General features: G+C 60.7%; 21 protein-coding genes. 2 read left to right on the top strand and 19 right to left on the bottom strand.

The annotated features are described in order from the left end of the window. Positions 1–3 precede the first annotated feature (3 nt). From ABIN98_RS15460 to ABIN98_RS15435, 6 genes are all read right to left on the bottom strand, one after another. Positions 4–933 (bottom strand): 3-keto-5-aminohexanoate cleavage protein, encoded by a 930-nt coding sequence (locus tag ABIN98_RS15460; protein ID WP_346911382.1) that lies wholly within the window; start codon positions 931–933, stop codon positions 4–6. A 12-nt stretch (positions 934–945) separates the two neighbouring features. Further along, on the bottom strand, positions 946–2,301 hold the full coding sequence (locus tag ABIN98_RS15455) for an aspartate aminotransferase family protein (RefSeq protein WP_346911380.1): 1,356 nt from the start codon (positions 2,299–2,301) through the stop codon (positions 946–948). Positions 2,302–2,303: 2 nt separating this feature from the next. Next, on the bottom strand, positions 2,304–3,383 hold the full coding sequence (locus ABIN98_RS15450) for an ABC transporter ATP-binding protein (protein ID WP_346911378.1): 1,080 nt from the start codon (positions 3,381–3,383) through the stop codon (positions 2,304–2,306). An 83-nt stretch (positions 3,384–3,466) separates the two neighbouring features. Then, positions 3,467–4,606: an extracellular solute-binding protein gene (locus tag ABIN98_RS15445; protein WP_346911376.1), complete on the bottom strand. Its 1,140-nt coding sequence runs from the start codon at positions 4,604–4,606 to the stop codon at positions 3,467–3,469. 58 nt (positions 4,607–4,664) lie between these two features. Beyond that, positions 4,665–5,450 (bottom strand): ABC transporter permease, encoded by a 786-nt coding sequence (locus tag ABIN98_RS15440; protein ID WP_346911374.1) that lies wholly within the window; start codon positions 5,448–5,450, stop codon positions 4,665–4,667. Beyond that, positions 5,450–6,316 (bottom strand): ABC transporter permease, encoded by an 867-nt coding sequence (locus tag ABIN98_RS15435; RefSeq protein ID WP_346911372.1) that lies wholly within the window; start codon positions 6,314–6,316, stop codon positions 5,450–5,452. The genes ABIN98_RS15440 and ABIN98_RS15435 overlap by 1 nt, the downstream gene beginning before the upstream one ends. 97 nt (positions 6,317–6,413) lie before the next feature. Here ABIN98_RS15435 and ABIN98_RS15430 point away from each other — a divergent pair, with 97 nt between their 5' ends. Next, positions 6,414–7,382, top strand: coding sequence for a LysR family transcriptional regulator (locus ABIN98_RS15430; RefSeq protein WP_346911371.1), 969 nt, complete (start codon positions 6,414–6,416; stop codon positions 7,380–7,382). A 314-nt stretch (positions 7,383–7,696) separates the two neighbouring features. On the opposite strand, the gene ABIN98_RS15425 is transcribed toward ABIN98_RS15430, so the two are convergent. From ABIN98_RS15425 to ABIN98_RS15400, 6 genes are all read right to left on the bottom strand, one after another. Further along, on the bottom strand, positions 7,697–8,278 hold the full coding sequence (locus ABIN98_RS15425) for a hypothetical protein (RefSeq protein ID WP_394701519.1): 582 nt from the start codon (positions 8,276–8,278) through the stop codon (positions 7,697–7,699). A gap of 148 nt (positions 8,279–8,426) precedes the next feature. Next, positions 8,427–9,410 carry a DUF1214 domain-containing protein gene (locus tag ABIN98_RS15420; RefSeq protein WP_346911368.1) on the bottom strand — a complete coding sequence of 328 codons (984 nt, stop codon included), beginning with the start codon at positions 9,408–9,410 and terminating at the stop codon, positions 8,427–8,429. 113 nt (positions 9,411–9,523) lie between these two features. After that, positions 9,524–11,023 carry a DUF1254 domain-containing protein gene (locus ABIN98_RS15415; protein WP_346911366.1) on the bottom strand — a complete coding sequence of 500 codons (1,500 nt, stop codon included), beginning with the start codon at positions 11,021–11,023 and terminating at the stop codon, positions 9,524–9,526. A 70-nt stretch (positions 11,024–11,093) separates the two neighbouring features. After that, complete coding sequence (locus tag ABIN98_RS15410; protein ID WP_346911364.1) at positions 11,094–12,641, bottom strand: DUF1254 domain-containing protein; 1,548 nt, start codon at positions 12,639–12,641, stop codon at positions 11,094–11,096. A 90-nt stretch (positions 12,642–12,731) separates the two neighbouring features. After that, positions 12,732–14,231 carry a DUF1254 domain-containing protein gene (locus ABIN98_RS15405; protein ID WP_346911363.1) on the bottom strand — a complete coding sequence of 500 codons (1,500 nt, stop codon included), beginning with the start codon at positions 14,229–14,231 and terminating at the stop codon, positions 12,732–12,734. A gap of 81 nt (positions 14,232–14,312) precedes the next feature. Next, positions 14,313–14,675, bottom strand: coding sequence for a helix-turn-helix transcriptional regulator (locus ABIN98_RS15400; protein ID WP_394701518.1), 363 nt, complete (start codon positions 14,673–14,675; stop codon positions 14,313–14,315). 111 nt (positions 14,676–14,786) lie between these two features. Here ABIN98_RS15400 and ABIN98_RS15395 point away from each other — a divergent pair, with 111 nt between their 5' ends. Continuing rightward, a complete protein-coding gene (locus ABIN98_RS15395) occupies positions 14,787–15,821 on the top strand; it encodes a helix-turn-helix domain-containing protein (protein ID WP_346911361.1) in 1,035 nt (344 codons plus the stop codon). A 193-nt stretch (positions 15,822–16,014) separates the two neighbouring features. Here ABIN98_RS15395 and glpK read toward each other — a convergent pair whose 3' ends face one another. The 7 genes from glpK to ABIN98_RS15360 all read right to left on the bottom strand — a co-directional run bounded on the left by glpK (position 16,015) and on the right by ABIN98_RS15360 (position 23,568). Then, a complete protein-coding gene (gene glpK / locus ABIN98_RS15390; protein WP_346911359.1) occupies positions 16,015–17,505 on the bottom strand; it encodes a glycerol kinase GlpK in 1,491 nt (496 codons plus the stop codon). 66 nt (positions 17,506–17,571) lie between these two features. Beyond that, positions 17,572–19,287 carry an ABC transporter substrate-binding protein gene (locus ABIN98_RS15385; protein ID WP_346911357.1) on the bottom strand — a complete coding sequence of 572 codons (1,716 nt, stop codon included), beginning with the start codon at positions 19,285–19,287 and terminating at the stop codon, positions 17,572–17,574. Positions 19,288–19,369: 82 nt separating this feature from the next. Beyond that, on the bottom strand, positions 19,370–19,642 hold the full coding sequence (locus ABIN98_RS15380; protein WP_346911355.1) for a DUF2160 domain-containing protein: 273 nt from the start codon (positions 19,640–19,642) through the stop codon (positions 19,370–19,372). 24 nt (positions 19,643–19,666) lie between these two features. Continuing rightward, a complete protein-coding gene (locus tag ABIN98_RS15375; protein ID WP_346911498.1) occupies positions 19,667–20,443 on the bottom strand; it encodes a carbohydrate ABC transporter permease in 777 nt (258 codons plus the stop codon). A gap of 71 nt (positions 20,444–20,514) precedes the next feature. Next, entirely contained in the window at positions 20,515–21,390 is an 876-nt protein-coding gene (locus tag ABIN98_RS15370) for a sugar ABC transporter permease (RefSeq protein ID WP_346911353.1), read from the bottom strand. Next, the gene (locus ABIN98_RS15365; RefSeq protein ID WP_346911351.1) at positions 21,390–22,466 is read right to left on the bottom strand and encodes an ABC transporter ATP-binding protein; all 1,077 of its coding nucleotides are present in this window, start codon (positions 22,464–22,466) and stop codon (positions 21,390–21,392) included. The genes ABIN98_RS15370 and ABIN98_RS15365 overlap by 1 nt, the downstream gene beginning before the upstream one ends. Positions 22,467–22,479: 13 nt before the next feature. Beyond that, positions 22,480–23,568 (bottom strand): ABC transporter ATP-binding protein, encoded by a 1,089-nt coding sequence (locus ABIN98_RS15360; RefSeq protein ID WP_346911349.1) that lies wholly within the window; start codon positions 23,566–23,568, stop codon positions 22,480–22,482. Positions 23,569–23,577 lie beyond the last annotated feature (9 nt).

Raw genomic sequence — 23,577 nt, 5'->3', positions numbered from 1 at the left:
GCCTTAAAAAGCCGTCCTGTCGGCACCTTTCAGACCGAGCAGATCGCGCGCGTCAACCGGTGTCGCGACCTCGCGCCCGAGCCGTTCCACGATTTCCCGGATCTTGACCACCTGTTCCGCATTGGACCGGGCCAGTTCGCCCTTGCCGATAAAGACGCTGTCTTCCAGCCCGACACGGACATGACCGCCCATGGCGGCGGCCATGGTTGCGAAGGGGATCTGCTGCCGGCCGGCGGCGAGCACGGAGAACATGTAATCGTCGCCGAACAGCTTGTCGGCAATCCGCTTCATGTGCTGCAGGTTTTCCGGATCCGCGCCGATGCCGCCGAGCACGCCGAAAACGAACTGGATGAAGAACGGCGCCTTGACCAGGCCCCGGTCGGCGAAATGGCGCAGCATGTAGAGATGGCTGACGTCATAGCATTCGAATTCGAACCGGGCGCCGCGTTCCTGGCCGAGGCGGCTCAGGATCGTCGCGATGTCGCGCGGGGTGTTCTTGAAGACGAGATCGTCGGAACCTTCCAGAAACGGCTTTTCCCAGTCGTGTTTCCAGTCGTCGTAGCGGGCCGCCATGGGATAGAGCGCGAAGTTCATCGAGCCCATGTTCAGGGAACACATTTCCGGTTCGGCCAGCGTGGGGGCTGCGAGGCGCTCGTCGAGGGTCATGACGGCGCTGCCGCCGGTGCTGATGTTCAGCACCGCGTCGGAGCCCTGCTTGATCACCGGCAGAAAGGCCATGAAATGTTCCGGCTTTGCCGAGGGCCGGCCGGTCTCCGGATCGCGGGCATGAAGGTGCAGGATTGCAGCACCCGCTTCCGCCGCGCCCATTGCCTGGCCGGCGATTTCCGGTCCCGTCACCGGCAGATAGGGCGACATGGTGGGCGTGTGGATGGAGCCCGTGATGGCACAGGTGATGATGATCTTGTTGGTCATTTTCTATTCCGGTCAGCCGGCCTGCAGCCGGCGGTCGACAACCGTCTCAAGGAATTCGGCGATCGATGCGTCGAGGGTTTCGATGATCTCTCCCACATGGGCGCTGGTGGCGATCATGGGCGGGCAGACCAGGAAGTGGTCGCCTTCATAGCCGCCGCGAGTCCGGCGCGAATAGATGATCAGCCCCTTGTCGTAGGCGATATCCACCAGGGTGTTATAGGCGTTCAGCTCGCGCGGCAGCGGTTTCAGGGTTTCGGGATCGCTGACCAGTTCGAAGGCCAGCAGCAGCCCCTTGCCGCGGACGTCGCCGATGACGGGATATTTCGCCATCAGGCCTTCCAGCCCGGTCTTGAGCTCGTCCCCGATGCGGGCGGCATTTTCCACCATGCCCTCGCGTTCGATTTCCTCCAGCACGGCAAAGCCGGCGGCGCAGGCGAGCGGATTGCCGGCATAGGTGAAGCCATGCAGGAAGCCGCCGTCGTTGAGGACGTTTTCCACGATGCTGTCGCTTGCCACCATGGCGCCGAGCGGGGCGTAGCCGGCGGCAAAGCCTTTCGAGATGACCAGAATATCGGGGGCGACATCCCAGTGCTCGGCGGCAAAGAACTTGCCGGTCCGGCCGCCGCCGGACATGACCTCGTCATGGATCAGGATCACGCCGTATTGGGTGCAGATCTCGCGGATGCGTTTCATGTAGCCGGCCGGCGGCACCAGCGCACCGGTTGAAGCACCGCCCACCGGCTCGACGATGAAGGCGAGCACCGTCTCCGGGCCTTCGGCCAGGATGCGCTCCTCCAGCATGTCGGCATAGTGGCGGCCGGTCGCCTCGTCGTCCGGGTCCAGCCGGTGGAGATAGGCGCGGGGTGCGGGGATCTTCGGCATCGGCTGCATCATCGGATCGAAGGGGGCGGCGAGCGGCGCGTAACCGGTGAGCGCAAGCGCGCCCAGGGTGCAGCCGTGGTAGCTCGGATAGCGGGAAATAATCTTGTAGCGCTGGCTCTCGCCGGTCGCGATCGCATTCTGCCGGGCGAGCTTGATCGCGCTCTCCACCGCTTCCGATCCGCCGGAGACGAAGAACACCTTTTCCATGCCTTCGGGCGCAAGTACGGCGGTCTTTTCGGCCAGCCGTTCCGCCGGCTCGGTCTCGAAATGCAGCCGGTAGCCGAAGGTGGACTTCTCCATCTGGCGGCGCATGGCTTCCAGCACATTGGCATTGGAATGACCGATGTTGCAGACCATCGCGCCGGACGAGCCGTCGAGATAGCGCTTGCCGTCCACGTCCCACATGTAGACGCCGCGGGCCTGGTCCAGCGTGGGCCGTCTCAGGCGGCTCTGGTAGAAGAGATGGGATTTGCCAGTCTTGGTCATTTTCAGGTTTCCGGAAGGGCTGCGCAGTCGCGCGGCCTGAAGCGAAGGCTGACGGTCTCCCCTTCGGAGAAGGGGCGGTCGTCGATCATGTTGATGGCCTGGAGCCGGTGGTCGCCGATGCGCAGGAAATAGCGCGCGGCCTGTCCCTGATAATCGACGGCTTCAACGGTGCCGGACAAATCTATTCGATCATCTTTGGGCGCATTGGAAGGGGCGACGATCAGTTTTTCCGCCCTGAGCACCAGTTTTGCAGAGCCTTCGGCGGAAAGATGCGGTGCACGGTCCCGTGGCACCTGGACCGGTCCGATCCCGTTGACGTCGAGCGCGACGGTCGATCCGTCGAGACCGGTGCAGCGTCCGTCGAGGATGTTCGAGGTGCCGAGGAACTTCGCGACGAATTCGCTGGCGGGCGTATTGTAGACTTCTTCCGGCGCGCCGACCTGCTCGACGACGCCGTTCGACATGACGACGAGCTTGTCGGACATGGCGAGCGCCTCGGACTGGTCGTGGGTGACGAAGACGGTGGTCACGCCGATCTGGTGCTGGATGCGCTTCAGTTCCACGCGCATGTCCTCGCGCAGGTTGGCATCGAGAGCCGACAGCGGCTCGTCGAGCAGGAGCACGTCCGGCTCGATCACGACCGCCCGGGCGAGAGCGATGCGCTGCTGTTGGCCGCCGGAGAGTTCCTTCGGGTAGCGACCGCCCACATGGGGCAGCTGCACCAGCTCCAGCGCGTCGCGCACCTTCTTCTGTGCGTCGGCCTTGGAGACGGAGCGGTATTTCAGACCGAAGGCGACGTTCTCCGCCACGGTCTTGTGCGGAAACAGGGCGTAGTTCTGGAACACCAGCCCGAGATTGCGCTTGTGGATCGGAACGTCGTTGATCCGATTGCCCTTGATGGTGATGTCGCCCTCGGTCGGATCGAGCAGGCCGGCGATCATGCGCAAGGTGGTGGTCTTGCCGCAGCCGGACGGTCCGAGCAGGGTGACGAAACTGCCGTCGGGAATGTCCATGGACATCCGGTGCACCGCGGTCACCTTGCCGAAGCGTTTCACGATATTGGTCAGGGATACAGCACTCACAAGCGTTCTCCGCATTGTGGGGAAAATGACCTCCCGCTTCTGGCGGGTAAACGGGAGGTCAAGTTTTCAGGCAAGAGGGGGCCTTAGTAGCCCTTCTGGATACGGCCGAACATCTTCGACCATTCCTGCTCGTGACCGTTCCAGTAATCCGGCTTGGCGAAGGTGAGCCCTTCCAGGGTGCCTTTCGGATCGAAGGCGGGCAGGGTCGGGATTTTCTTGCCGAGATCGACCTTGGTCGGGTCGAGTGCCGGCGGATAGTTCTGGCCTTCCGCCACGGCGATGGAGGTTTCCGGTGCCAGCATGAAGTTCAGAAGCTCTTCGCAGGCTTCCATCGGCGAGCCCTTGATGACGAACAGGCATTCCTGCCAGCCGAAGCCGTTGGGCGGGTCCATGTAGCCGATGTCGTTGCCCTGTTCCTGCAGCGCGTAGATGCGGCCGGACCAGCCTTCGGTGACGTAGATTTCCTCTTCGGCGAGAAGGCTCATCAGTTCCGCGCCGGAGGTCCAGTATTTCAGGGACAGATCCCGGTGGGTGCGGATGGCATCCCAGATCGCGTCCATGTCGGTCGCGCCGTTCGGGTCCTGGCCGGTCTGCAGGGAGGCGTACCAGATACGGGTGCGCCAGTCGCTCCAGCCGGCGATCTTGCCCTTGTACTTTTCGTCGAGCAGGATCTTGGCGCCCTTTTCCTTCATCTCGTCGTCGGAGATGTACTTGCGGTTATAGGCAAGGCCCGTGGTGCCGTAGTCATAAGGAACGCAGGAGAGCGATCCGTCGGTCACTTCGCGGAACACGTCGACCAGTTTCGGGATGACGTATTTCAGGTTCGGGATGTTGTCTTCGTTGAGTTTCGAAGACAGTCCGAGATTGTGATAGCGCGCATAGTCGAAGACGCCGGAGAGGTGCGCGATGTTGTATTCGCCCGGCTGGCTGGCCTTGACGCGGGAGAGATATTCGTCGCCACCGCCGAAGGTGCCGTCGACGACGTTGATGCCCGTCTTCTTGGTGTAGGGGTCGAAGGCGTGTTTGCGGAAGGCTTCCGAGACGACGCCGCCCCAGCCGTCGAAACGGACCTGTTCGGTTGCCGCCAGCGCCTGGCGGGCGAAGGGCGTGTGTACGCCATAGGCGAGGCCGGCGGCACCGATGAGCCCCAAGAACTTGCGGCGGTCCAGGTCCCCGTTCAGATAGCGTTCGCGGAGGCGTTCGTAACGTTTCGTGTTGTCCATTTTAGTCCCCAATTCCGGTTGGTTTTCTGGATGTTCGTTGTGTGCGTTGCGCGCGGTTCTAGCTGCCGCGCTGAAGGGCCATGCGCCGGGCGACGGCCATGCCGAGAAGCGGCAGCCCGACGGTCAGGAAAATCATCACGGTGCCGAGCGCGTTGATCTCCGGAGAGATGGAATTGCGCAGCATGGCGAAGATCTGGGTCGGCACGGTTTCGACGCCGCCGGGCTTCCAGAACAGGGTGCCGGTGATGTCGTCGAAGCTGATGGTGAAGGCGAAGAGCATGCCGGCGAAGACGGCCGGCGCCAGCAGAGGCAGCGTGATCTGGAAGAAGGCCTGTACCGGATGGGCGCCCAGGCTGATCGCCGCTTCCTCGTAATCGCGGCGGATGCCGACAAGACGCGCCTGAACCACAAGGATCACGAAGGGCATGGTGAAGATCACATGGCCCATGAGCAGCAGCAGGAAGCTCTTGTTGAGCGACAGGGCGTTGAGGAACAGCAGCAGGGCGACCGCCAGAACCACCTCCGGCACCAGGATTGGTGCGATCAGGATGGTGGAGATCAGATTGGAGCCCGGGACCCGGTAGCGCACGAGGGCGAGGCTGGCGAGCACGCCGAGGGTCGTCGACACCAAAGCGGTGAGCGCGCCCAGGAGGAGGGATGTCTGGAACGCTCTCAGGATCGCATCATTATTGGCGAGTTCGACGAACCAGCGGAGGGAAAAGCCGGTCATCGGGAAGCTGCCGAACTGGCTGGCGTTGAAGCTCAACAGCACGACCACCGCCACCGGCAGGAACATGAAGATATAGACGAGCAGAGCCCATCCGCGGATCAGAAGCCAACCCATCAGCCGAGCCCCTTCATCAGTTGCCCCATGCCGAGGAAGTGGTTGTAGATCAGGACCAGCCCGCCCAGGATCGCCAGCAGCATGAGCGAGAGCGCGGAGCCGAGCGGCCAGTTGAGCTGGGTGATGATCGCCTCGAACACCAGGTTGGCGAACATGGCGTCACGCGGCCCGCCGAGCACCAGCGGCGTGATGTAGGTGCCGGCACTGAGGACGAAACACAAAAGGCCACCGGCTGCGAGACCCGGCAGGGAGAGCGGCAGGGTAACTTCCAGAAAGCTCTGCCAGCGGGTGGACCCGAGCGAGCAGGCCGCGTCTTCCAGGGAAATGTCGATCCCTTCCAGCGCCACGTAGACGTTCAGGATCATGAAAGGCAGCAGGAAATGCACGAGACCGAGAATGACCGTGGTCTCGTTGTAGAGCATCTGGACCGGTTCGCTGGTGAGGCCAAGCGTCTGCAACAGCCAGTTCAAGGCACCGGAGACACCGAGGATGTTGATCCAGGACATGGTGCGGATGATGTAGCTGATCCAGAACGGCAGCATGAGCATCAGCAGAAGGATCGCCTTGTTGCCCCTCGAGCGGGCAATGAAATAGGCGGCCGGATAGCCCATGACCGCGCAGACGACCGTGGTGATGGCGGCGATCCGGAGTGTACTGAACAGGATGTCCCGGTAGAACGGGTCGCCGAGCGCTTCCTGCCAGTTGTTGAGATAGAAGCCGACCTGATCGGCGCCGGTCGCGGTTCTGAGCCAGAATGAATAGACCACGATGAAGGCGAGCGGCACGAACAGAAGCAGCGTGACTGCTGTCAGCGCAGGCGCCAACAGGATCCATGGCTGGCGTCTTTCGCGCGCCTCGATACCCATCGCCGCCTCCCTTGTCAGAATTATCTTGACGGGACCGTGACAAGAGACGCTTCATAGAACAAATAGATAATAGAAATTCTAACTATAGATCTGATCTATGGCTTCGCTTCCAAAACCCCTCCATCCGGAACGGCTTGCCCGCGACCTGGACTGGAACCTGTTGAGAACCTTTATCGTCCTGGCGCGGTCGAGCAGCGTGACGGAAGCCGCCGACCGGCTTCGGCTCAAGCAGCCGACCGTCTCCAGCGCGCTCAAGCGGCTCGAAGAACGGATCGGCAAGCGCCTGATCAACCGGTCTCCGGGCCATTTCGAACTGACGGAGGCCGGCCGGCTGTTGCACAAGGAGGCGGTCGATATCCAGGGCGCGATCCTGCGTCTGGGAACCTTGATGCGGGATGTTTCAGACGAGGTTCGCGGCCATGTGGAAATCGCCGTGGCGAGCCACGTGGTCAGTCCGCTGTTCGACGAGACGCTCAGGCAATTCCACCAGATGCATCCGGCGGCGACCATCTCCATCAATGTTTCCGCCAGCAAGGACGCGCTGGAAGCGGTGATGGGGCGGCGGGTATCATTGGCCGTCTGCCTCGTCAGGACCCGGAACCCGAAGCTGGAATATACCCGTCTGTTTCGCGAGTTCTTTGCCCTGTTCTGCGGTCCGTCCCATCCCCTGTTCGGGCGCTCCAACCTGACCAAGGCCGACCTTGCGGGCCAATCCTCGGTCAGTTTCGTCACCGATCGTCTGGAGGATGCGCTCAGGCCGGTGACGCTGATGCGCGCGGAAGCCGATCTGGACGACAGGGTGGTAGGCACCTCCGCCAATCTGGAGGAAGTCCGGCGCATGATTCTGGCTGGCCTCGGCATTGGTCCGCTGCCGGTGCATGTGGTCCGCCGCGACGTGGAGGACGGCATGCTGTGGCAATTGCCGCCTTACGACAACCTGCCGGAGATCGACGTTCATGTGGTGTGGAACCCGAAGGCAAAGATGAACCGGGCCGAAACGGCGATGTTGGATCTGCTTCTGGAGCAGATCCAGAATACGTCGATCGATGAGCGGACGTATCTGTGATGACTGGTGACTATAAACCGCGATGCTTTACGTGACGCATCACGCGTTAGGAATGCGGTATGCTTTTTTGGCAATCAGCCAATTGCCACTTAATTTTGCCGCCCCTTTCGTCGATGAGTCTTTCAGTTATCGCCCGGCGCTCTAACGTTCATATGTGATCCAATTGCCATCGCCTGCCAAGTGCTACACCGCGTTCCAGGATCTGAATTGTCCCGACTAACCGAGGTCAATTCGCAGCATCGTAAGGCTTGCGGCCGTGAAGCATTCAGCAACCCAGCCGCTCCTGTATCGCACTCTGCATTCCCGGGTTGCATCTATCGATACATATATGCGCGGCGATAAACGCGGCGCCGGGCGCCGGCATAGGAAAGCGGTGTGAGTGGCATTCCGATGACATCGATGAAGACGGAGACATTTTCGCCCGTACCAGGCAACCCGCCTTCAATCGTCTTCACGGTGTAGACCAGATCATTGCCGTCGAGGCGCGGATCCATCAGGACCACCACCGATTGACGAAGCGTTTCCCCTTCAAGAACCGAAATATCGGCATTCGGCGGATCCGAGAGAAAGCTGTCAGTGCCGTCGCTCCAAAACGGAAGGAATGCAGCGGTGGTCATGTTGCCGGCGATCCGTTCCGGTCTGTCGGAAAAGAACAACGTCGTCGGACTGACATCCTTCAGAGTCAGCGTCATGGTTGCCGGATCGAACGCCATGCTTTTTGAGGTCTGGACAAAGAGGAAGTCGGCGTTTTCTTCCGCTGCTTGTGCGGCCGAGTGAGGGGCTGCCGCGGCGATCGCCGCAGTTGCGGCCAGGCTCGTTACCAGTGTTCGCCTGTTTACTGCAAGTTCCAGCTGTTTCATCGGAATTCTCCCAACAGATTGAAAGTGGAGCCACACCCGTGAACTGGAAGTGGCTCAGGAACAGAATTTGTTTGGCTTTTCTAATCGTCTGGGAGGACCCTGGGTCCTCCAGCGCTACGCATTTCGGCTTGTGAAGCTGCATCCGAGATGGCTCGGACAGTCTAGCGGCCGGGCCGTTTTCCGGTCACTTCTTCCGTGGCGTCGGCGGACCCGGGAACGTCCATGTACCGTCCTGAATCGCTTCGCTCGGCTCATACAGGCGCACTGCGTAGTTCCAGCCGTCCATGATCGGCAGGCAATTCTCGACACCCTCGCCGCATCCGCCAAAGCGAATGGTGTAGGACCCATCACTGTTCGGCTTCGCGGTCAGATCGTTGAGGCTGTAGGCATGAAGGTCATTTTCCTGAAAATAGCCCTTGGCGTTGTAAAGGCTGATCGACCAGAAACCCTTGACCGGCACATCCTTGACCTTGAGTTCGTATTCGCCCACCGGCAGGTCAGGCTGAACATTCACGTAAACCGCGGCCTTGTCCGGCAACCCGCCCCAGGCGGACGCGGTGCCGATCAGGAAATGGACGGGGTTGACTTCCTCCTTGGAGCCGAAGGTGTTGATGTACCGCTTCAGCCCCTTGGCAAGATCGAGAACCGGCGCGAGTGTCGCCTCGTAGCTTGCCTTGTCGTAGTCCGGCATCACGAACGGTGCATCCGAACCGGCCGAAATCTCGATCATGTCCTGAAGCTTGTGAGCTTCCTCGAGATCCGCCTTGTCTTCCGGGTCTGCGAGCGTTCTGATGACAAGGCCGACGACAGGCGTATCGAACTTGTCCACTGTCAGTTCGTGGGCACCAGCACCATAGAAGACCTCATTGACGTAGCCGTCATTGTTGATGACCATCAGCGACATGTATCGCTTTCCGGCATCCGGCATGGTCACGGTCGCTCCCTTTGAAATATCGACGACGCCGAGGCTGTACAGCGTGTCGCGGTTCATCCGGATGACATTCTGCTTGTCGATCGGCGTCGGTGTCCGGTTATGGTGCAGCTTGTTGATGCCGTCCGCCAGCTTGATGATGCCGACAAACTCGAAGTCGGTCTGCGCCCTGTCGAAATTGTCGACATTGACGATGACAGGTTCGGCCGCGTGTGCCGCCAGGGGAAGCGGGGTCATGGCAAGCGCGCATATCAGAGATAGAGAAGAAAAGCTTTTCATTCTAAAACCGAGCTCCATTTGAATTGTGATGTTCGAAGGTGAATTGATCGGGATTTCAGGTTTCAGCAGCCTTACTTGACCAATTCGATTTCGCCCGGCCGCCAGGTCTTGTTGATCCAGGGCTCCAGCGGACCGTACATGCGCAGGATGGTAAACCAGCTCTTGCCCGGAATGGTCTGGAGCCAGTTGCCCTCCTTGCCCACTGGCGCCTCTGGCGCGAAATAAACGTCGTAGGAGCCGTCGGCGTTCTTGTGAACCCCCTCGCTCTGACTGCCCATTGTCGGGAATTTCTGCCCAGTTTGCAGCAAGGAGCGCGTTTGCGTGTCGTAGAGCGTTACCGCCCAGAAATTGTTGACCGGAACGTCCGGCGGCAGACGCAGCTTGTACGTTTTTGACCCATCCAGCGGTTTCTTGTCGGCATCAAGATAAGCCAGGGCATAGTCGGAACCTTGCCCGACAGTCGTGGCCGCCATCGCCTGTGTCACACCGGTCGCATTGAAATAGAACAAGACACGCGCATCGAGACCCATCGCGCCATTGGTCTCAAAGGTCGTGTTCTTGTTCGCATAGGCGGTTGTCCAGGCACTATTCGTGTCAGGATATATGAACACACCATCAATGCGCGGCTGATAGGTGATGGCCCGCGCCGTCGCGTTTCCGATTGTCGCCGCTTCGCCGAGCAGCTTCTTCATGCGCGCATCTGGGTTGAAGGGTTGGCCCTTCACGATGCCGATCGCGGCCAGAAGCCCCCGTGCCTCGGAGTCGATCGCGCCGATCGGCTCTTCCTGAACCACCTGGTTGATGCCCTCAAAAAAACTGAAGTCATTTGGCGCAATCGTGTTGTAGCTCTTGCCAGAGAAGTTGACGAACTCGGTTTCAGGCGGGTTGTCCGCCTGCGCCAGCGGATACACCTTGAGATTGGACTTGATGTTCTCGATCGCAGGCTCAAGACCCTTCGCGATGGAGCCGCGCAGGAACACGAGGTTGCTGTACGTGTCGGTTCTGATCACGAAATACCCTGCCGGCACCGCCCCCTGATAGTCGGGCGGCAGCATCAGGTATTTGCCGCCTTTCCCCTTGTCCGGGCCAATCGCGCCCAGATTCTCGACAAATCTGAACCAGGCATCATCGACAAAGCCTAGCATGCCGGGCGGCAGTTCGATGACCAATGGGCCATCTTTTTTCAGATCCATGTAGCCAAGCGCATAAAGCGTCGATGTGTTCCCGGTCAGATAGAGGGATTCCGGCTGGAGCAGTTGCTCGGTGATCGTGAACTTGTTGGACGCATCGGCGCCGATGCCCGCATTTCCCATCCGCATGGCGTGGAGCGAGGCCGCGCCCTGATTGTCCAAGAAGGCTGCCAGCCCCCGCATAAGATCGAGATTGTCATAGACCTTGTCGACAGTGTCGCCGATCGGTACGCCATCGAAGAATTCGAGGGTGCCAATCGACGTCTCGACCTTGTCGGGAATGGAGATCGACTCCAGTTCGGCCTTGTTGACCTCGGATGAGGCCGGCAATCCGGCGAAACACGCCAAGACGGTTGTGGACAGAAGTAACCGCTTAATCATGTCACTGTCTCCTCGGTGCGGTCTGCAGATCGAGGGCACCCGTCCGGGTACCCATGGTTGATCATTCGGATCATTCGACCTTGATCACCTTCGGCATGTTGTAAGTGCCGTCTACCAGCGGAGCATAAGGCCCATAGAAGCGCGAGGTGAAGCGAAACCCTTTGGCCGGCGCCGGAAGCCAGTTTCTCGCCTGATCCGGATCAGAGGGCTTTTCGTTCTGGATATAGATCACCAGCTTGCCGTCCTTGGCCACCAGCTCACCAGATTTCAGCATGAAGCTGTTGATGGTGTAGCGGTTGATCTCATTGGCCACGAAGTAGCCTTCGGCGCTGTAGATCGGGATGGACCAGAATTGGGTAACCGGCGGCAGATCGTTCATCTCGAAGGTCAGGGTGTAGTTGTTCTTGCCATCGAGCGGCTTGCCTTCGGAATCGGTGAACAGGAACGCACCACCATGCGAGATGTTCTTGTCCGGTGCGGCCCAGGCTGCATCGGCGATGATCGCGCGGTCCATCCAACGGGTTTCGAATCCGCCGTCATTGCGCACGACGCCCCAGCCATTCATGTTTATCATGTTGGTCTTCAGCGTCTTGCGCACGTTGTCAAACCCGGCCTTGAACCCGGTCTCGAGTGCCGTTTTTTGCTCTGCCGTCAGTTTGGCCCAGTCAAAGCTCAGACCCTTGCCGATGTTGAACGCCTCAAGCTGCTTGAGCATGTCGGCCTCCATGATCGAATCCTTGAGCGTTGGCATGGTCGGATCGTTCAGGATTATGCTGAGCAGGGTGAAATATTGCTCGGCAGTCTGTTTGTCGACCTGACCGAACTGATATTCGGGCAGACCATCGGGGATGAGGAATTCGCCCTTCACTTTCTTTTTGTCGGCTTGGGCGATGCCCTTGTGGCCCTTGGCCAGCCAGTCGGCCAAGGGCGTGATGGTCACTTGATCCTGATAGCCGTTGATCGTTTTGATCTCGGCAGCGGACCCGGTTTCAACAGCCATACGGACCACGCCGTAAGCGGTCAGGGCCGGCCATTGTACGATGTCAGTGGTCGGGAAATCGGCCGGAACATTGCCGGTGAATCCCGGCGGAACCAGAATATATTTTCGCGCCTTTGTGCCATTGAAGGGCGACCCGACGATCATCCGAAATATGCCGTACTGATCCATGACTTGGACGCTGAAGTAACGGTCGGTGATCTCTGGCACTTCGATGACGACTGGTCCTGCGCGCAGGTCAAGAAAGCCTGCGCCATAAAGCGTGGTCGCGTTCGGCGTGACCACGGGATAATCGGGGGTAATCTGCTTGCGCACCCATGCAAACTGGTTCAGGCCTGCATAGACGATGTTATCCTTGGCGTCATTCTGGGTGTAAGTCCAACGCTGGCCATAATAAATCGCCTGTTGCAGGCCGTAGATATAGGCCTGCTCTGCGATGGCCTCTAGTTTCTGCTCGGTCTGGGCCTGTGCACTGGCGGTCATACCGACAAGGGCGATGGCGGCTAAGGCTTGGGTCGCGTGCCGCTTTGTGGAGCGCAGTGCCCCATTCGAACGGGCAAGCACCGCGCCGACCCACGTCGAGGCAGACGGCGTTCCGAGAAATCCGTTTATCTGTGTCATCTTCTCTTATCCTATGTGTCAGTGCCAGGACGCGCTTGTACGACAGGCCATTTAGGGCAAATCGGCGGGGCATCTGCTCCGCCGATCAAATCACTCAACCAAATCGATTTCGCCCGGCCGCCAGGTCTTGTTGATCCAGGGCTCCAGCGGGCCGTACATGCGTAGAATGGTGAACCAGCTCTTGCCCGGAACGGTCTGCAGCCAGTTTCCTTCCTTGCCTGCGGGTGCTTCGGGGGCGAAATAGACGTCATAGGAGCCGTCGGCGTTCTTGGTCATGCCATCGGTCTGGCTGCCGATAGTGGGGAACGGCTGGCTTGTCTGGAGCTGCGACCGGGTCTGGGTATCGTAAATGGTGACCGCCCAGAAATCATTCACCGGAACATCCTTGGGCAGGTGAAGCCTGTAGGTCTTCGACCCGTCGAACGGTTGTTTGTTGGAATCGAGAACCGCCAGACCATAGTCCGAACCCTGTCCCGGATGGGTAGCGGCCATGGCGGGTGTCACGCCGCCTGCATTGAAATAGTACAGCACCCGCGCGTCGAGGCCCATCGTGCCGTCTGCCTCAAAACTGGTGTTCTTGTTGGCAAAGGCCGTGGACCAGACGCTATTCGGGTCATCGGGATAGATCCTCACGCCATCGATGCGGGGATGATAAGTGATAACGCGCGCTGTCGCGTCCGCCAGTGTTGCCGCCTCGCTCAGTAGCTTCTTCATTCGCTCGTCCGGCGCGAAAGGCTTGCCCTTGACGATGCCGATCGCAGCAATCGCGCCCCGCACTTCCGGGCTGATGGCGTCAATCGGCTCCTCCTGGATAACCTTGTCCAAGCTCTCGAAATAGCTGAAATCACTGGCGAAGACGGTGTTGAACGGCTTGTTCGACATGTTGACGAATTCGGTTTCCACCGGATTGGCCGCATCCTTCAGCGGATAGACCCTCAGCTTCGACGTGATGTTTTCCACCGCGGGCTTCAGCCCGTTCTTGATGGAGCCACGCAGAAACATGAAATTCCTGTTGGTCGATGGCTTCAGCAGGAAATAGCCTTCGGGAATAGCGCCGTCATAGCCCGGCGGCACCACCAGATACTTGCCGCCCTTGCCCTTGTCGGGTCCGGTGACGCCCATATTGCCGGCAAAGCGCTGCCAGGCATCGTTGAGGAAGCCGAGCATGCCGGGCGGCACCTCGATCACCGTGGGACCGTCATTGGCGAGATCCGTGTAGGTATAGGCGTAAAGCGTGGACGTGTTGGCCGTTACCACGAGGGTCTGCGAATCCATCAACTGCTCGAAGAGCGCGATCTTGTTCGCTCCCTTGGCTCCGGCATCCGCAAGGCCGGTGCGCACGCTGTACATGGACACGGCGCCGACATTGTCCAGAAACACCTCCATCCCACGCATGCGGTCAAGATTGTCGTAGACTGTCGAAATCGTCGCGTCCTTGGGAACGCCATCGAAAAACTCCAGCGTACCGATGGGGGTTTCGACCTTGTCGGGGATGGAGATCGCCTCGAGTTCTGCTGGCGAGACCTGCCCCAGCGCAGACCCAAGGGTGAAGGCTAACGCGAAAGCGCTCACGGCAGTCAGTCGGATCATCCGTTGTTACTCCTCGAACAGGTCTTAATGGCTGTCCGAGATTACGTATCGTCATGTATCGCTTCTGCCCATTTCGCGCCATTATTCGCCTACGGGGAACCGATTTGCGTGCGCTGTCCTGTAGGCATTGGGCGAATGTCCCGACCACCTGGTGAATGCCCGGGCAAAGGTGCTTGGCGTACCGTAGCCAAGCCTTGCGGCAATCTCCTGAACCTTCAAGTCGGTCTCGCGAAGTAAAGCGCTGGCGATCTCGAACCGATTATGCTCGACGAGTGCCCAGAAGTTTATGCCATGGTTGCTCAATCTGCGCTGAAGCGTTCGCGGAGTGGTCGCAAGATGTGTTGCTGCGGATTCAAGCGATATCGTGCCGGCCAGAACAAGCCCGGCGATCGCCGACCTGATTCTGGCAAGTTCCTTTACGGAATCCTTCGTTCGGCGGGGCATCCGTGTTACCCTTGGTTGATGGATGTGGAATGACCACATTGACCGGTTGGAGAAACGAACTCCAACCAATGCGCGCCAAAATTCAAGCGGGCGACCCAAGGGGGATTGTGTTTGGAAAGCAGGCTTGCGCTCGTCCGAGCGACCCATCTGAACAACTATATCTCGGCACTGCGCGAGATAGGTGCTCCGGTCGACCGTGATCTTGCACATTCGAATTTGCCGAAAAACATTGAATCGACCCCCGATCTCTACGTCAGCATCCCCGTTGCCTTGGAATGGATCGCGCGAACCGGTCACGACTTTCACCCCATGGAACTGGGACTGATTGGCGCACAGGCTGCCTCATTGTCGTCTCTGCGTCCTATCCAACAGGCTGCCATCATGACGGCGCAAACCGGCCTGAAACGCCTCGAGGCCCTGGCCGCCTTGTCGCAGTTCGAGGACAGCGCCCTTGAAATGAGCGTCCGGCAGGAGGCTGACGATGTTCGCGTCATCTGCAATACGGCGGGTTTGGAGCGCCACCCTTACATTTGCCTCGCAGAATGGCTGAACCTCCAGGCGGTTATTTCGGTTGTGCGCAGTGTTGTGGGTCCAATGTGGTCCCCAAGCGAGATGTGCTTCGTATCACCCCACCGTCTGACCGATGCCATCCACACGGCGTTTCCCACTACGCGCATACTGGTTGGCCAACCTCAAACATCCGTCGTCGTCGGCCGCGTTTATCTTGCACAGTCAACAGGCCAGTCGGCCCCAAGCGGTTCGGCCCTGGTGGCGTCAGGAGATGACCATCAGGGTCAACCGGAGGGCTGGGAGTTTGTCAGCCTTCTTCGAAAGATGGTTCAGCCCTACCTTACCGATGGACGCACCGATGTCGCCTTCGCCGCAGAAATGGCAGGGATCAGCACAAGAACACTTCAGCGACGGCTCAAGCTTTGCGGAAGTTCCTACTCCCAGATTCTTCAGGAAGCCCGCTTCGAGCTTGCGCGCAGGAGCCTCGGTGATCCTGCGCTTAAGGTCATTGATGTCGCAATGATGGCCGGCTATGAGAGCCCTCAACACTTTACACGCGCCTTCCGCCGGTTCACGGGCATCACGCCAACAGACTATCGCCACCAAAACTTCAGTCGAGGCTCTGAAGCCTTGTGATCGTTCCGTTCGTTTGGCGACGAACCGCCCGCTGTGGTCTATTGACAGCCCATCGAACAAAACCAACCCGGTCAGCAGGTGCAAAGAGCAGCTTAGAGAGTCGGGCGATAATTTACGCCGAAACCTGTCCAGTGAATCGGGAATAGCCCAAGGTTCCACTCTGTCGTGAATTTAAGCTTGTCGTGTCGTAGACTCATACGCTCAAGGTCGCCTCGACGGCCCGTTTCCAGGCGGCGTAGGCGCGTTCACGATCTTCCGCCTTCATCTCCGGTTCGAAAGTCCGTTCCAGACGCCAGTTGTGGGCAAATTCGTCCTGTCCCGGATAGACGCCCGCCTGCTGGCCGGCCAGCCAGGCGGCCCCCAGGGCGGTCGTTTCGGTAATGACAGGCCGGTCGACCGGAACGCCAAGGATATCGGCGAGAAACTGCATCGCCCAGTCCGAGCCGGTCATGCCGCCGTCGACGCGCAGGGTCTGTTCCACGTCCGATGAACTGTCCCAGTCCGCACTCATCGCCTCCAGGAGATCGCGGGTCTGGAAGCCGACGCTTTGAAGGGCGGCGCGGGCGAATTCGGCAGGTCCCGTGTTGCGGGTCAGGCCGAACATGGCGCCCCGGCAGGTCGGGTTCCAATAAGGCGCGCCAAGGCCGACAAAGGCGGGAACGAGGATCACGTTCTGGCTCGGGTCGGCCGCATCGGCAAGGCTGTGGGTGTCGGCGGCGTTCTGGATGATTTTCAGCGCGTCGCGTAGCCATTGCACGACGGCGCCAGCCACGAAGATCGAGCCTTCGAGCGCGTAGGTCGGCTTGCCGTCTAGTTGGTAGGCGATGGTGGTCAGGAGCCGGTTCTGCGAGGTGACCGCCGTCTCCCCGGTGTTGAGCAGCGCAAAGCATCCGGTGCCGTAGGTCGACTTGAGCATGCCCGGCTTGAAGCAGGCCTGGCCGACGGTCGCCGCCTGCTGGTCTCCGGCAACACCCATGATCGGGATCGGATGACCGAAGAGGCCGGGATCGGTCACGCCATAGTCTGCGCCGCTGTCCTTCACCTCCGGCAACATGGCCATCGGGATGTCGAAGAGGTCGCAGATCGTTTCGCTCCAGCGGCCCTTGTGAATGTCGTAGAGCATGGTACGGGCGGCGTTGGTGGCGTCGGTCGCATGCACCTTGCCGCCGGTGAGCTGCCAGATCAGCCAGCTGTCCACGGTGCCGAACAGAAGCTCGCCGCGGGCGGCCTTTTCACGGGCGCCGTCGACATTGTCGAGGATCCATTTCAGCTTTGTGCCGGAAAAATACGGGTCCGCCAGAAGTCCGGTCCTGGCGGTGATGGTTGCTTCGTGACCGTCTTCCTTCAGGGTACGGCAGAAATCGGCGGTGCGGCGGTCCTGCCAGACGATGGCGTTATAGACCGACCGGCCGGAAGCCTTGTCCCAGACCACGGTGGTTTCGCGCTGGTTGGTGATGCCGATGGCAGCGATGGACGATGGGGCGACGCCGGCGGTTTGCAGCGCATCGCTGCAGGTGATGATCGTGGTCTTCCAGAGATCGGCGGGGTCGTGCTCGACCCAGCCGGAGGAGGGAAAGTGCTGTGCGAATTCTTCCTGCGCCGCCGCGACCGGCCGCATGTCCTGATTGAAGAGGATGGCCCGGCTGGAGGTCGTGCCCTGGTCGATCGCGAGAATGTAGGTCATCTGCAGGTCGTGTCTTAAGCCCGGTAGGGTGGGGTGGCCGAGGCCCGTAGGCCCCGGCCTGGGAGGTCACTTCTGCCAGCTGGCGATCAGCGTGTCGTAGTCGACCGTGACCGGCTGCGGCTTTTCGTTGGCGAGCTTCGGCTTCGGAGCGCCGGGCTGGCTGAGCCAGACTTCGGGATCCTGCTCGTCGTTCAGTTTCGGTCCGAGGTCACCCTGGACGCCGGCGCGTTCCAGACGCTGCAGGACGCGTTCCTGCTGCTGGCACAGGCTGTCGAGCGCTTCCTGGGCGGACTTCGCACCGGACGACGCGTCGCCGATGTTCTGCCACCACAGCTGGGCGAGCTTCGGATAGTCCGGAACGTTGGTGCCGGTGGGCGACCAGCGGACACGGGCCGGCGAACGGTAGAACTCGACCAGACCGCCGAGCTTCGGTGCGCGTTCGGTGAAGCTCTTGTCCTGGATGGTGCTCTCGCGGATGAAGGTGAGGCCCACGTGGGACTTCTTCACGTCCACCGTCTTGGAGACGACGAACTGGGCGTAGAGCCATGCTGCCTTGGCCCGGTCGACCGGGGTCGATTCCATCAGCGTCCAGGAACCGGCGTCCTGGTAGCCGACCTTCATGCCTTCTTCCCAGTAAGCGCCGTGCGGGCTCGGAGCCATGCGCCACTTCGGCGTGCCGTCGTCGTTGAGAACGGCCTTGGCGCCATCCCCCACCATGTCGGCGGTAAAGGCGGTGTACCAGAACATCTGCTGGGCGACCGCACCCTGCGACGGGATCGGGCCGGCTTCGGAGAAGGTCATGCCTGCAGCTGCCGGCGGCGAGTACTTGTCCAGCCACTGGGTGTATTTCTCGATAGCATAGACAGCGGCCGGAGAGTTGGTCGCGCCGCCGCGGGCCACGCAGGAGCCGGTCGGCTGGGACTTGTCGTTGACGCGGATACCCCATTCGTCGACCGGAAGGCCGTTCGGCTCGCCCTTGTCGCCCATGCCGGCCATGGACATCCAGGCATCGGTGAAGCGCCAGCCAAGCGACGGGTCCTTCTTGCCGTAGTCCATGTTGCCGTAGACGGTCTGGCCGTCGATGGTCTTGCCGGTGAAGAACTCGGCGATGTCCTCATAGGCCGACCAGTTGACCGGAACGCCCAACTCGTAGCCGTACTTGTCCTTGAACTCGGCCTTGATCTTCGGGTCGGTGAACCAGTCGTAGCGGAACCAGTAGAGGTTGGCGAACTGCTGGTCGGGCAACTGGTAGAGCTTGCCGTCCGGGCCGGTGGTGAAACTGGTGCCGACGAAATCGGCTACGTCCAGACCCGGGTTGGTGACGTCCTTGCCTTCGCCGGCCATCCAGTCGGTCAGGTTGCGGGCCTGCTGGTAGCGCCAGTGGGTGCCGATCAGGTCGCTGTCGTTGATGTAGGCGTCGTAGATGTTTTCGCCCGACTGCATCTGGGTCTGCAGCTTTTCGACCACGTCGCCTTCGCCGATCAGGTCGTGGGTGATCTTGATGCCGGTGATCGCCGTGAAGGCGGGCACGAGCACCTTGGATTCGTATTCATGGGTGGTGATGGTTTCCGACACCACCTTGATTTCCATGCCGGCGAACGGCTTGGCGGCATCCACGAACCACTGCATTTCCTTTTCCTGGTCGGCGCGCGAGAGCGTCGACAGATCGCCGATCTCGGCGTCCAGGAACTGTTTGGCCTCGTCCATTCCGGCGAAGGCCGGTGCGGTGAGTACCCCGAGGCTCAACGCGAGCGCCGTTGTCGATTTCAGTAGCAAGTTCATAGTTTCCTCCCACGTGTAAACTGTGGTTTTGATGCGGCCGCCCGGGGTTTTTCTGTCCAGGGCTGCCGGTTTATCCCCTCAACTACACCCAGCGGAAAACCGCCGCGGCATAGATCAGGCAAACGATCAGCGCATAGGGTTGCGATACGCCGACAAGTGCGAGCCAGGCCAGGTTGATGAAGGCCGAGCCGAGCAAGGTGATGAAGAGACGATCTCCCCGGGTCGTCTCTATGCGGAGCACGCCGACCCGCGGCGTTTCCGGAAACCGGATCGCCAGCACCGTGAAGGTGACGAGCAGCAATGCGATGACTGCGAAGAAGATCGCGGTCGGATATGTCCAGGCCATCCATTCCATGGGTCGGTCTCCTCCCGGGTCCGGCTACACGCGCCCCAGGGCGAAGCCCTTGGCGATGTAGTTGCGGACGAAATAGATGACGAGCGCGCCGGGCACGATGGTGAGCACGCCGGCCGCCGCCAGAACGCCCCAGTCGAGGCCGGATGCGGAAACCGTGCGGGTCATGGTGGCGGCGATCGGCTTGGCGTTGACGCTGGTCAGCGTCCGGCTCAACAGCAGCTCCACCCAGCTGAACATGAAGCAAAAGAAGGCGGCGACGCCGATGCCCGACGCGATCAGCGGCATGAAGATCTTCACGAAGAAGCGGCCGAAGCTGTAGCCGTCGATATAGGCCGTCTCGTCGATCTCCTTCGGCACGCCGCGCATGAAGCCTTCCAGGATCCAGACCGCCAGCGGCACGTTGAACAGGCAGTGGGCCAGCGCCACGGCGATGTGGGTGTCGAACAGGTCGATGGAGCTGTAGAGCTGGAAGAAGGGCAGGGCGAACACCGCCGGCGGGGCCATGCGGTTGGTCAGCAGCCAGAAGAACAGGTGCTTGTCGCCCATGAAGCTGTAGCGCGAAAAGGCGTAGGCCGCCGGCAGGGCCACGGTCACGGAAATCACCATGTTCATGACCACGTAGATCAACGAGTTGACATAGCCCATGTACCAGCTTGGATCGGTCAGGATCGTCGCGTAATTGGCGAAGGTCAGGTTCTGCGGCCAGAGCGAGAAGGTCGACAGGATCTCCGAATTGGTCTTGAGGCTCATGTTCAGGAGCCAGTAGATCGGCAGCATCAGGAACAGCAGGTAGAGCGTCATCACGACCGCCTTGCTGTTGATCCCGGGCAGGGCGAGGCCGCGCGAGGCGGCGGGGGGGACGGCAACGTCGGTCATTGGACGCGCTCCGCTTTGTCGAGATTGGTCATGACGGTGTAGAACACCCAGGAAATCAGCAGGATCACCAGGAAGTACATGATCGAGAACGCAGCGGCCGGACCGAGGTCGAACTGGCCGAGCGCCATCTTGACGAGGTCGATCGACAGGAAGGTGGTCGAGTTGCCGGGCCCGCCGCCGGTGACGACGAAGGGCTCGGTGTAGATCATGAAGCTGTCCATGAAACGCAGCAGGATGGCGATCATCAGGACGCCGCGCATCTTCGGCAATTCGATGTACCAGAAGATCTTCCAGCGGCTCGCCTGATCGATCTTGGCGGCCTGGTAATAGGCGTCCGGAATGGACTGCAGGCCGGCATAGGCAAGCAGCGCGATCAACGAGGTCCAGTGCCAGACGTCCATGACGACCACGGTCGCCCATGCGGCAAAGAAGCCTTGCGTGTAGTTATAGGGAATGCCGAGCGCTTCCAGCGTGTAGCCCAGAAGCCCGATGTCGACGCGGCCGAAGATCTGCCAGATGGTGCCGACCACGTTCCACGGAATGAGCAGCGGCAGGGACATGACGACGAGGCAGAACGAGGCCCAGAAGCCGCGCTTGGGCATGTTCAGCGCCACGAGGATGCCGAGCGGCACCTCGATGGCGAGGATGATCGCCGAGAAGGCCGCCTGACGCCCGAGTGCATCCCACATGCGGTCGCTTTCAAGCAGCTCCCGGAACCATTCGATTCCGGCCCAGAAAAACTTGTTGTTGCCGAAGGTGTCCTGGACGGAATAGTTCACCACGGTCATCAGCGGGATCACCGCGGAGAAGGCGACGAGCGCCAGAACCGGCAGGACAAGGAACCAGGCACGCTGGTTGACGGTCTTTTCCATCACGCTGCCTCCCCTTCCACGCGCCAGCCGTCGGCGTAGACGTTCACCCGTTCGGGTACGAAGCTGATGCGGTTCATGTCCGCGCTGATCTGTTCGTCTTCCTCGGCAATGATGTTGATGTCGTTGCCGAAGAACTCGGCGCGGACGATCTTGTGGCGGCCGACGTCCTCGACCCGGCGGATCTTCACCGGCAGGCCTTCGTTCTGGGAGAGCCGCGCGAATTCCGGACGCACGCCGATTTCCACCTTGCCTTCGAGCTTGCCGTAGCCCTTGCCGAGCGGCAGATACGAGCCGTTGATATAGGCCTTGTCGCCCTCGATCTGCGCGGGCATGACGTTCATGCCGGGCGAGCCGATGAAGTAGCCCACAAACGTGTGCTCGGGCGTCATGAACAGTTCTTCCGGCGTTCCGATCTGCACCACGCGGCCGTCGTACATGACCACGACCTTGTCGGCGAAGGTGAGCGCCTCGGTCTGGTCGTGGGTGACGTAGATCATGGTGTGGCCGAACTCGCGGTGGAGCGACTTCAGCTGGGTGCGCAGCTCCCATTTCATATGCGGATCGATCACCGTCAGCGGTTCGTCGAACAGGAGCGCATTGACGTCCTCACGGACCATGCCGCGGCCGAGACTGATCTTCTGTTTGGCATCGGCGGTCAGGCCGCGCGCCTTGTGGTCGAGCTCGGCTTCCATGCCGATCATCTCAGCGATCTGTTGCACTCGGCTGGCGACATAGGAGGCATCGGCGCCGCGGTTCTTCAGCGGGAAGGCCAGGTTCTGGCGCACGGTCATGGTGTCGTAGACGACCGGGAACTGGAACACCTGGGCAATGTTGCGTGCCACCGTCGGCGCGCCGGTCACATCCCTGTCGTTGAACAGGATGCGTCCCTGGCTCGGCTTCAACAGGCCGGAAATGATGTTGAGCAGCGTGGTCTTGCCGCAGCCGGAGGAGCCGAGCAGGGCATAGGCCTCGCCGTCGCCCCAGACGTGGTTCAGTTCCTTCAGGGCGTAGTCGTCCTCGCCGGTGGGATGCGGCAGATAGGAATGTGCCAGATTTTCAAGAGTGATCTTTGCCATGGTCCCGTCCTCCTCAAGCCGCCAGCGCGTAGGCGGCGGGTGCGACCAGATGGCCATCCTCGCCGAAAATGTAGACATGAGCCGGGTTTAGCCAGACCTTAAGCGGTTCGCCCAGGGCCAGGTCGTGAACGCCCAACAGGAGGCCCACCCAGCGTTCGCCGTGATGGTCCAGATGGACGAAGGTTTCCGAGCCGGTCAGTTCGGTCACCGCAAGGCGCGCGGTGAACTCCATGGCGTCCGGCGTGTGCTGGAAAATCTCCAGGTGGTTGGGACGGAAGCCGGCGGTGTAGCGGCCGTCGGCAAGTTCGGCGAGCTTGCCTGTGGCAGGGGCCGACTGGCCGTCGCCGAACATCAGCTTGCGGCCGGTCTTGGAGATCTGCAGGAAGTTCATCGGCGGATCGGAGAAGACCCGCGCGGTGGTGGCGTCGACCGGCCGGCGGTAGACGTCCGGTGTCGGGCCGAACTGGGTGACCCGGCCTTCCCAGAGCGTCGCCGTATTGCCGCCGAGCAGCAGGGCCTCTTCCGGTTCGGTCGTCGCATAGACGAAGATCGAGCCGGCCTCCTCGAAGATCTTCGGGATCTCGACGCGCAGTTCTTCGCGCAGCTTGTAGTCGAGGTTGGCCAGCGGTTCGTCCAGGAGAACAAGGCCTGCGTTCTTCACCAGAGCGCGGGCAAGCGCGCAGCGTTGCTGCTGGCCGCCGGACAGTTCCAGCGGCTTGCGCTCCAGCATGGGGGTCAGCTTCATCAGGTCGGCCGTCTTGCGGACTGCGGCGTCTATGTCCGCTTTGGATTTGCCCGCAAGACGGAGAGGACTGGCGATGTTCTCGTAGACCGTGATCGATGGGTAATTGATGAATTGCTGATAGACCATGGCGACGTTGCGCTTCTGGACGCGGACGCCGGTGACGTCTTCATCGTTCCAGAAGACACGTCCGGTATTCGGCACATCGAGACCGGCCATGAGGCGCATGAGCGTCGTCTTTCCCGACAGCGTCGGGCCGAGCAGGACGTTCATAGTGCCGTTTTTCAGTTCGAGGTCGGTGGGGTGGATGTGGGTCTGGCGACCCGCCACCTTTGACACCCCCTCCAGTCTCAAAGTCATTGTCGTCCT

It is taken from the genome of uncultured Roseibium sp. (assembly GCF_963675095.2).
GTDB lineage: Bacteria > Pseudomonadota > Alphaproteobacteria > Rhizobiales > Stappiaceae > Roseibium.
This window is presented reverse-complemented; position numbering and strand designations above follow the sequence as displayed.

Bases quoted from the DNA above. Each gene is read 5' to 3' on its own strand.
- ABIN98_RS15460 (WP_346911382.1), bottom strand. From the start codon at position 933: ATGACCAACAAGATCATCATCACCTGTGCCATCACGGGCTCCATCCAC.
- ABIN98_RS15455 (WP_346911380.1), bottom strand. From the start codon at position 2,301: ATGACCAAGACTGGCAAATCCCATCTCTTCTACCAGAGCCGCCTGAGA.
- ABIN98_RS15445 (WP_346911376.1), bottom strand. From the start codon at position 4,606: ATGGACAACACGAAACGTTACGAACGCCTCCGCGAACGCTATCTGAAC.
- ABIN98_RS15440 (WP_346911374.1), bottom strand. From the start codon at position 5,450: ATGGGTTGGCTTCTGATCCGCGGATGGGCTCTGCTCGTCTATATCTTC.
- ABIN98_RS15435 (WP_346911372.1), bottom strand. From the start codon at position 6,316: ATGGGTATCGAGGCGCGCGAAAGACGCCAGCCATGGATCCTGTTGGCG.
- ABIN98_RS15430 (WP_346911371.1), top strand. From the start codon at position 6,414: ATGGCTTCGCTTCCAAAACCCCTCCATCCGGAACGGCTTGCCCGCGAC.
- ABIN98_RS15420 (WP_346911368.1), bottom strand. From the start codon at position 9,410: ATGACCCCGCTTCCCCTGGCGGCACACGCGGCCGAACCTGTCATCGTC.
- ABIN98_RS15415 (WP_346911366.1), bottom strand. From the start codon at position 11,023: ATGATTAAGCGGTTACTTCTGTCCACAACCGTCTTGGCGTGTTTCGCC.
- ABIN98_RS15410 (WP_346911364.1), bottom strand. From the start codon at position 12,641: ATGACACAGATAAACGGATTTCTCGGAACGCCGTCTGCCTCGACGTGG.
- ABIN98_RS15405 (WP_346911363.1), bottom strand. From the start codon at position 14,231: ATGATCCGACTGACTGCCGTGAGCGCTTTCGCGTTAGCCTTCACCCTT.
- ABIN98_RS15400 (WP_394701518.1), bottom strand. From the start codon at position 14,675: ATGCCCCGCCGAACGAAGGATTCCGTAAAGGAACTTGCCAGAATCAGG.
- glpK (WP_346911359.1), bottom strand. From the start codon at position 17,505: ATGACCTACATTCTCGCGATCGACCAGGGCACGACCTCCAGCCGGGCC.
- ABIN98_RS15385 (WP_346911357.1), bottom strand. From the start codon at position 19,287: ATGAACTTGCTACTGAAATCGACAACGGCGCTCGCGTTGAGCCTCGGG.
- ABIN98_RS15380 (WP_346911355.1), bottom strand. From the start codon at position 19,642: ATGGAATGGATGGCCTGGACATATCCGACCGCGATCTTCTTCGCAGTC.
- ABIN98_RS15375 (WP_346911498.1), bottom strand. From the start codon at position 20,443: ATGACGCTCTACCTGCTGTTCCTGATGCTGCCGATCTACTGGCTCCTG.
- ABIN98_RS15370 (WP_346911353.1), bottom strand. From the start codon at position 21,390: ATGGAAAAGACCGTCAACCAGCGTGCCTGGTTCCTTGTCCTGCCGGTT.
- ABIN98_RS15365 (WP_346911351.1), bottom strand. From the start codon at position 22,466: ATGGCAAAGATCACTCTTGAAAATCTGGCACATTCCTATCTGCCGCAT.
- ABIN98_RS15360 (WP_346911349.1), bottom strand. From the start codon at position 23,568: ATGACTTTGAGACTGGAGGGGGTGTCAAAGGTGGCGGGTCGCCAGACC.